Genomic DNA, 8,260 nt, shown 5'->3' with positions numbered 1-8,260 from the left:
CGTCAGCACGCGCCGCCCGCCCACTCCTTGATCACGTGTCACCTCGGAGCAGAGCCGCCGCTCCTCCCTCGCGTACGGGTCACGGGGCCGCTGCCGGATCCGGCGCGGGTACCGAGGGGCCGCCGTCCCCCGACGCGTCGTCGTCGCCCACGGCGATGCCCCGCCGCTTGGAGACGTACACCGCGACGACGATGATCCCGATGGCCACGACGGCCACCAACGCCCGCACCCAGGGGTTCGCGTCCGCTCCGTAACTGAACTGCACGATCGCCGGGGCGATGAGCAGGGCGACCAGGTTCATCACCTTGAGGAGCGGGTTGATCGCCGGGCCCGCCGTGTCCTTGAACGGGTCGCCGACCGTGTCGCCGATGACGGTCGCGGCATGGGCCTCGCTGCCCTTGCCGCCGTGGTGGCCGTCCTCGACGAGCTTCTTGGCATTGTCCCAGGCGCCGCCGGAGTTGGCGAGGAACACCGCCATCAGCGTCCCGGTGCCGATCGCGCCGGCGAGGTACGAACCGAGCGCGCCGACGCCGAGGGTGAAGCCGACCGCGATCGGCGCCAGCACCGCGAGGAGCCCGGGCGTGGCCAGCTCGCGCAGGGCGTCGCGGGTGCAGATGTCGACGACGCGCCCGTACTCCGGCTTCTCCGAGTAGTCCATGATCCCGGGGCGCTCACGGAACTGCCGCCTGACCTCGTAGACCACGGATCCGGCGGACCGGGACACCGCGTTGATGGCCAGCCCGGAGAAGAGGAAGACGACCGCCGCGCCCAGGATCAGGCCGACGAGGTTGTTGGGCTGCGAGATGTCCAGGCTCAGCCCGAGGTCGCCCGCCCCGGCCCCGACGTCGTCGACCGCCGTGGCGATGGCGTCACGGTAGGACCCGAAGAGCGCGGCCGCCGCCAGGACGGCGGTGGCGATGGCGATGCCCTTGGTGATGGCCTTGGTCGTGTTGCCGACCGCGTCCAGGTCGGTGAGCACCTGGGCGCCGGCGCCCGTGACGTCCCCGGACATCTCGGCGATGCCCTGGGCGTTGTCCGAGACCGGGCCGAAGGTGTCCATGGCCACGATGACGCCCACCGTGGTGAGGAGCCCCGTCCCGGCGAGCGCGACCGCGAAGAGCGCCAGCATGATCGACGTACCGCCCAGCAGGAACGCCCCGTAGACGCCGAGGCCGATCAGCAGCGCGGTGTAGACGGCCGACTCAAGACCGATGGAGATGCCCGCGAGCACCACGGTGGCCGGACCGGTGAGCGAGGACTTCCCGATGTCCCGGACCGGGCGGCGGTTGGTCTCGGTGAAGTAGCCGGTCAGCTGCTGGATGAGCGCGGCCAGGACGATACCGATGGCCACCGCGACCAGGGCGAAGATCCGCGGATCGCCGCCGTGCCCGGCGATCGCCTCATCGGCGACCCCGTCCAGCTCGGCGTACGAGGACGGCAGATAGGTGAAGGCGGCGACGGCCACCAGGGCGAGCGAGATCACCGCGGAGATGAAGAAGCCGCGGTTGATCGCGGTCATCCCGCTGCGGTCGGCGCGGCGCGGGGCGACCGCGAAGATCCCGATCATCGCGGTGACGACGCCGATCGCCGGGACCATCAGGGGGAAGGCGAGTCCGGAGTCGCCGAACGCGGCCGTCCCGAGGATAAGGGCTGCCACGAGCGTGACGGCGTACGACTCGAAGAGGTCGGCGGCCATGCCCGCGCAGTCACCGACGTTGTCGCCCACGTTGTCGGCGATGGTGGCGGCGTTCCGCGGATCGTCCTCCGGGATGCCCTGCTCCACCTTGCCCACCAGGTCGGCGCCGACGTCCGCGGCCTTGGTGAAGATCCCGCCGCCGACCCTCATGAACATGGCGATCAGCGCTGCGCCGAGACCGAATCCCTCCAGCACCTTGGGCGCGTCGGCGGCGTAGACGAGCACCACGCAGGAGGCGCCGAGCAGACCAAGCCCCACGGTGATCATTCCGACCACACCACCGGTACGGAAAGCGATCTTCATCGCTTTGTGCGAGACGGCGGTGAGATCCTTTTCCGGTTCGCCTTCCGCGGGAGTCGCCTCCCGCGCGGCCGCGGCAACCCGCACATTGCTCCGTACGGCGAGCCGCATGCCGATGTATCCGGTCGCCGCCGAGAAAAGCGCGCCCACCAGGAAGAAGAGGGAACGCCCCGCGCGCTGCGACCAGTTGTCGGCCGGCAACAGGAACAGCAGGAAGAACACGACGACGGAGAAGACACCGACCGTGCGCAGTTGTCGGGCCAGATAGGCGTTCGCGCCCTCCTGGACCGCCGCGGCGATCTCCTTCATCCGTTCGGTGCCCTCACCGGCCGCCAGGACCTGGCGTACGAGCAGCTGGGCGACGATCAGCGCGGCGACGGCGACGACCGCCACGATGATGACGATCAGCCGGTTGCCGTCGGTGAGTACCGCCGCCGCGAGGGAGACGGGTCGGTCGGAAAGTGCGGATTCTTGCGTCAGTGCTGCCATTGGGGTGGTGAAGAACTCCGCCATACGTCCTCCTTGACGCTCAGCGCTCAAGTCGTGGACGGATTGTAGGGAGCGGAACCTGATCAAAACAGTGGGTGGGAAGAGAAATGATCGCTCTCCCTCCAACGCCGAAAGATCAGCGGAGTGATTCTCCTCGAATGCAGTAATGGGGCAGACGCGTTATGCGGGGCTCCTCAAGAAAAAAAGGCCCTGCTCAGCAGGGCCTGGAAAAACGAAACATCACATCACCCACGCACCTCGTGACCCACGAGCTCAGCGACTCGGGAACACGGGCGCGGGCTCAGCGACTGAGGAACGCGGGCGTGGGCCTCAGCACCCCGGGCGTGCGCCTCGGCACCCCGGGGACGCGGCGCGGGCTCAGCACCCCGGGAACACGAGCGCGGGCTCGGGCGCGGGCCTCAGGGCCGTACCGCGGCGTCGGCCGTGGGCCAGCTCATGCGGATCACGCCGCCGCCCACACCGGAGCGAACCTCCACGTCGTCGACGAGACCGCTGATGACCGCGAGGCCCATCTCGTCCTCACCCTCGCCGTCGCTCTCGGCATCGGGCCGGCCTTGCCCCGCCCCGGAAGCACCGGCGCCGTTACGCGCGCCGGACAGGGCCGGATCCTCGCCGGGGCCGGGAACACTGTCCCCAACCTCGATGGAGAACGCCTTCTCCTCCTCCGTCAACGCGACGCTGACCGGCGCGGTGATGCCGTGACTGCGGTGCAGCCCGACCGCGCGGCTGCACGCTTCGCCGACGGCGAGCCTGACCTCGTCGAGCACCGCCTCGTCCACGCCGGCCCGGCGCGCCACGGCGGCCGCCACCAGGCGGGCCGTCCTGACATGTTCAGGCTGGGCGCTGAAGCGGAGTTCAACGGTGGCCATGCCATCCCCCTCGAACGTTCGGGCGTACGCCTCAGGGGCCCCGGGCGTGTCGCCCGGCACCCCTGCTCTCCTCCTCCGGAAGCCGACAAGGCCGACAGCCGACCCGAAGGTCGACCGTCTGCCCGTCGCGGCCCATGCGCTGCCGCTGCCGGCCTGTTCACTGCCTGCCGACCGGCCCGGGGGCCGGTCCGCTCCGACCTCAGTCGGTGGCGGCGACAGCCTCGTCGACCGTGGTGTGAATCGGGAACACCTTGGTCAGACCCGTGATCCGGAAGATCTTGAGAATGCGCTCCTGGTTGCAGACCAGGCGCAGCGAGCCCTCATGGGCCCGGACACGCTTCAAGCCGCCCACGAGCACGCCGAGGCCGGTGGAGTCGAGGAAGTCGACGCCTTCCATGTCGACAACCAAGTGGTAGCTGCCGTCATTCACCAACTCGACCAACTGCTCGCGCAGCTTGGGCGCGGTATACACATCAATCTCGCCACCGACCTCGACGACCGTACGGTCGCCACCAGGGCCGGACACATTGCGAGTCGACAGGGACAGGTCCACGGATCCTCCAGCACCTTGCTATCGAGCGGTCGCCCCTCGCTCTCCCCGACGGAGGCCAGGGGACGGATCGCCAGCCGCGATGGCATTCAATCACTTACCAGCAGCCATGCACGACGCCTTGGGACCATTGTCCGTCACGCCAGTGACACACTCGGTGCCGATGGCCAAGAATCACCGTCCCGGACGACCACCCGAGAGCAGGGGCTCGCGCCCCTCTCCCGCCATGATCCTCGACCGGCTCGCCACAGGGGCGGGCCGGGCCGCGCGCATCACTCATACGGAGCACTTGCCCCCGAGATCGGGAACCCATGCCATCTGGCCGGATCGCGTGCGGCCAGAAGTGGTCTCGGCGATCGAAGAAGCCGGGATCGACCATCCGTGGGCGCATCAGGCGGCCGCGGCCGAGCACGCCCTGGACGGCGAATCGGTCGTGATCGCCACCGGCACGGCCTCCGGGAAGTCCCTCGCCTACTTCGCGCCGGTCCTCAGCACCCTCCTGGACGGCTCCGAGGCCCCGAACGGCCGCGGGGCCACCGCCCTGTACCTCGCCCCCACGAAGGCCCTGGCAGCCGACCAACGGCGCTCGGTGAAAGCGCTCGCGGCCCCGCTCGGCAAAGCCGTCAGACCTGCGGTCTACGACGGCGACACCCCGGTCGAGGAACGCGAATGGGTACGGCAGTACGCCAACTACGTCCTGACCAACCCCGACATGCTGCACCGCGGCATACTTCCCTCCCACCCCCGCTGGTCCTCGTTCCTGCGCGCCCTGCGGTTCGTCGTGATCGACGAATGTCATACCTACCGGGGCGTCTTCGGCTCCCATGTCGCCCAGGTCCTGCGCCGCCTGCGTCGCCTGTGCGCCCGTTACGGGGCCGATCCGGTCTTCCTGCTGGCCTCGGCCACGGCGGCGGATCCCGCGGTCGCAGCCGGGCGTCTGACGGGCCTGCCGGTCGTCGAGGTGTCCGACGACGCCTCCCCGCGCGGCGAGCTGGTCTTCGCCCTGTGGGAGCCCCCGCTGACCGATCTGCACGGCGAGAAGGGCGCCCCGGTACGCCGTACCGCGACGGCCGAGACCGCCGACCTCCTCACCGACCTGACCCTCCAGGGCGTCCGCTCGGTCGCCTTCGTACGCTCCCGGCGCGGCGCGGAACTCATCTCGGTGATCGCCAAGGAGCGCCTGGCGGAGGTCGACCGCTCGCTGCCGAAGCGGGTCGCCGCCTATCGCGGGGGGTACCTCCCCGAGGAGCGCCGGGCCCTGGAGCGGGCGCTGCACTCCGGCGAACTGCTCGGCCTGGCGGCCACCACCGCCCTGGAACTCGGCATCGACGTCTCCGGCCTCGACTCGGTGGTCATCTGCGGCTACCCGGGCACGCGGGCCTCCCTCTGGCAGCAGGCGGGCCGCGCCGGCCGCTCGGGGCAGGGCGCCCTGGCCGTCCTCGTGGCCCGCGACGACCCGCTGGACACGTACCTGGTGCACCACCCGGAGGCGCTGTTCCGGCAGCCCGTCGAGTCGACGGTGCTGGACCCGGACAACCCCTACGTCCTGGCCCCCCACCTGTGCGCCGCCGCCGCCGAGCTGCCCCTCACCGAACCCGACATCGCGCTCTTCGGCCCCGCCGTGCCCGAGCTGCTGCCGCAGCTGGAGGCGGCGAAACTGCTGCGCAGACGGGCATCGGGCTGGCACTGGACCCGCCGCGAACGGGCCGCCGACCTCGCCGACATCCGGGGCGGGGGCGGCCGCCCGATCCAGATCGTCGAGGAAGGCACCGGCCGACTGCTGGGCACCGTCGACGCGGCCGCCGCCCACACCGCCGTCCACGAGGGGGCCGTCCACCTCCACCAGGGCCGCACCCACCTGGTCCGGAAACTGGACCTGGAGGACTCCGTGGCCCTGGTCGAGCAGGCCGAACCCCCGTACTCGACGGTCGCCCGCGACACCACGGCCATCACCGTCCTGGAAACCGACACCGAGATCCCCTGGGGCCAGGGGAGGCTCTGCTACGGCTCCGTCGAGGTCACCAACCAGGTCGTCTCCTTCCTCCGCCGGAAGCTGATCACCGGGGAAGTCCTGGGCGAGACGAAACTCGACCTGCCGCCCCGCACCCTGCGCACCCGCGCCGTCTGGTGGACCGTCACCGAGGACCAACTCGAAGCGGCCCGCATCAACCCGGAGGTCCTGGGCGGCGCCCTCCACGCCGCCGAACACGCCTCGATCGGCCTCCTCCCCCTCTTCGCCACCTGCGACCGCTGGGACATCGGCGGCGTCTCCGTACCGCTGCACCCGGACACCCTCCTGCCGACGGTCTTCGTGTACGACGGCCACCCGGGTGGCGCCGGATTCGCCGAGCGGGCCTTCCGCACCGCCCGTTCGTGGCTGACGGCGACCCGGGAAGCCATCGCGTCCTGCGAGTGCGAGGCGGGCTGCCCCTCCTGCATCCAGTCCCCCAAGTGCGGCAACGGCAACGAGCCGCTGCACAAACGCGGAGCCGTACGCCTGCTCACCGAACTCCTCAGGGCCGCGCCCCCGGAACCGGACGAATCAACCACGCCGAAGGATTGATCCCACACTGCCGGGAGGTTCCGTCAGAACGGCAACAGCGGCGTGACCAACCGCTTCAGCTCCGCTTCACCGATCGCTCCGATCCAGGTCGCGGCGATCCGTCCCTCCGGGTCGACGATGATCGTGAACGGATATCCGACGGTGTTCACCAGCCCTTTCGGAAGCTGAAGCATCTGCCGTCCCTGTGGGTCGTGCAGGCTCGGATACGCGAGCTCCATGTCCCTCTCGAAGGCCCGTGCGTCGCCGACCGACACGTCCGCGTTGACTCCCACCACCCGCAGGCCCTTGCCCTGCAGCTCCTCGTGCACCTGGGAGAGCCCGGGGGCCTCCGCACGGCATGGCCCGCACCACGATGCCCACGCGTTGACCACGACGACCTTGCCCCGCAGCCCCTTCAGGCTGAACCTGCCGTCTCCGTCGACGCGTTGACCCGCCATCTCCGGCATCGCCACCCGGTCGGCGACCGCGTACGACTTCAGCGGCGCTGGCCCGCCGGCGTCGTCCGCAGGGAGGGGCGATGTCGAGCAACCCGCCAGCGCGGCCAGCAGGACGGCAACCGCGGTAGATGCCACCGGAGTCGCGGCCAAGGCGCACGTACCCCCGCGGAACACCGGGGCCGGCAGAATGACTGCCCCGACGATCACTCCCCGGACGGCCCACCGGACCCGGGCGCCCCTGTCGGTCACTGCGGCGGGACGGCCGTTCGAGGCCCTGCCCTGAGGCCAGTTGGAGGCCCGGCCGGCGAATCGGCCGCAGCCTCGGCCAAGGGATCGACCGAGGGCGCCGCGGGGTCAGTCGGCGACCCGCCCAGGGGATCGGTCGCAGGCCCGCCCAGGGGATCGGTCTTCGACCCGGCCAAGGGATCAGTCGCGGCCCCGGCCACGGGGTCAGTCGGCGGCCCGGCCCTCGCCCTGACCGTGGGTAGGTAGGGCCCGAATCCCGAGCGGGCGGTCACATCGGCGATCTCCCCGTGCACCGCGCAGCGAACGACCACGGCGTCCTGCGCCAGGGCTACCCTCCGGGCGGCCTCACACGCGGCCACCGCTCCCTCCAGCGCCTGGTCCGCAGCCGCGAGAGCCGCCAGATCCGCGGCCCCGCCCGCCCGGTGACGGGCAGCCACAGCCTGCCCCAGCGCGAGCACTACGGCGAACACGGTGCACAAGCCGGCCGCGGTAACAGCCACCCACACCGTCGCCACACCCCGATCCGCCCCACGGCCCACGCCCCGGCCAATACTGCCCGCCCCACGGCCCGAGATCTGGTCCCTGCCCCGGCTCACCCCTCGGCCCGTGCCCCGGTCCACCTCCCGGCCCTCGATCCGGCGAGCCCCACCGCCTGTGTCCCGGTCCGCACCACGACCCATAACTCGGCCCCCATCACGGCCCATCCGCCCCTCCACGCCCCCATCCACGCCTCCGCCCACCTCCTTGCCCGCACTCCGGACCCCGACCCGGCCTCGCCCCCGGCCCCACCGCTGAAACACGTCATGACGACGACTCCCGACCAACCCCCGGCCCTCGCTCTCCCTCGCCCTCATGGCCCCGCGCTCCCCACCGTGTCCTCCGCGAGGGCAGCCGCCTCGGCGCTCAACGTCAGGGCCAGCACGCCCGGCCCCTGGGTCGGCGCCTCCACCCGGATGCGCCACAGGCCTCCCGCCCGCCCCACCGCGACCCGGGCGCCGTCGGGCGCCGCGTCACGCGCGGTATCCACCACCGCCGCCGCAGGTTCCGAACGGGCCGCGGCCCGGGCCCCCGCCCGGGCCGCATCCACGC

Annotated in this window: 7 protein-coding genes; 1 reads left to right on the top strand and 6 read right to left on the bottom strand. The window is 71.4% G+C overall.

Annotated features, from left to right (window positions below; all coding sequences use genetic code 11):
- Positions 1-79: 79 nt before the first annotated feature.
- The 3 genes from ACFWM7_RS31215 to ACFWM7_RS31205 all read right to left on the bottom strand — a co-directional run bounded on the left by ACFWM7_RS31215 (position 80) and on the right by ACFWM7_RS31205 (position 3,928).
- Positions 80-2,509, bottom strand: coding sequence for a sodium-translocating pyrophosphatase (locus tag ACFWM7_RS31215; RefSeq protein WP_383267010.1), 2,430 nt, complete (start codon positions 2,507-2,509; stop codon positions 80-82).
- Between the two features lie 395 nt (positions 2,510-2,904).
- The gene (locus ACFWM7_RS31210) at positions 2,905-3,375 is read right to left on the bottom strand and encodes an ATP-binding protein (RefSeq protein ID WP_383267007.1); all 471 of its coding nucleotides are present in this window, start codon (positions 3,373-3,375) and stop codon (positions 2,905-2,907) included.
- A gap of 199 nt (positions 3,376-3,574) precedes the next feature.
- A complete protein-coding gene (locus tag ACFWM7_RS31205; protein WP_003967428.1) occupies positions 3,575-3,928 on the bottom strand; it encodes an STAS domain-containing protein in 354 nt (117 codons plus the stop codon).
- 79 nt (positions 3,929-4,007) lie between these two features.
- Between ACFWM7_RS31205 and ACFWM7_RS31200 the strand changes: the two genes are divergently transcribed.
- Positions 4,008-6,488, top strand: a complete 2,481-nt coding sequence (locus ACFWM7_RS31200; RefSeq protein ID WP_383267004.1) for a DEAD/DEAH box helicase — start codon at positions 4,008-4,010, stop codon at positions 6,486-6,488.
- A gap of 23 nt (positions 6,489-6,511) precedes the next feature.
- Here the strand turns inward: ACFWM7_RS31200 and ACFWM7_RS31195 are convergent, their stop codons facing one another.
- The 3 genes from ACFWM7_RS31195 to ACFWM7_RS31185 form a co-directional block, all read right to left on the bottom strand.
- Complete coding sequence (locus tag ACFWM7_RS31195; protein ID WP_383267001.1) at positions 6,512-7,075, bottom strand: TlpA family protein disulfide reductase; 564 nt, start codon at positions 7,073-7,075, stop codon at positions 6,512-6,514.
- A 95-nt stretch (positions 7,076-7,170) separates the two neighbouring features.
- Complete coding sequence (locus ACFWM7_RS31190) at positions 7,171-7,851, bottom strand: Rv3654c family TadE-like protein (RefSeq protein ID WP_383266998.1); 681 nt, start codon at positions 7,849-7,851, stop codon at positions 7,171-7,173.
- Between the two features lie 170 nt (positions 7,852-8,021).
- A partial coding sequence (locus ACFWM7_RS31185) for a TadE family type IV pilus minor pilin (RefSeq protein ID WP_383266995.1) occupies positions 8,022-8,260 on the bottom strand: 239 nt, incomplete at its 5' end.

The organism is Streptomyces sp. NPDC058375, assembly GCF_042723425.1.
GTDB classification, from domain to species: Bacteria; Actinomycetota; Actinomycetes; order Streptomycetales; family Streptomycetaceae; genus Streptomyces; species Streptomyces durocortorensis.
The sequence above is the reverse complement of the archived record's forward strand: the minus strand, read 5'-3'. Positions and strand labels throughout refer to the sequence as shown.

Bases quoted from the DNA above. Each gene is read 5' to 3' on its own strand.
- ACFWM7_RS31215 (WP_383267010.1), bottom strand. From the start codon at position 2,509: ATGGCGGAGTTCTTCACCACCCCAATGGCAGCACTGACGCAAGAATCC.
- ACFWM7_RS31210 (WP_383267007.1), bottom strand. From the start codon at position 3,375: ATGGCCACCGTTGAACTCCGCTTCAGCGCCCAGCCTGAACATGTCAGG.
- ACFWM7_RS31200 (WP_383267004.1), top strand. From the start codon at position 4,008: ATGGCATTCAATCACTTACCAGCAGCCATGCACGACGCCTTGGGACCA.
- ACFWM7_RS31190 (WP_383266998.1), bottom strand. From the start codon at position 7,851: ATGGGTCGTGGTGCGGACCGGGACACAGGCGGTGGGGCTCGCCGGATC.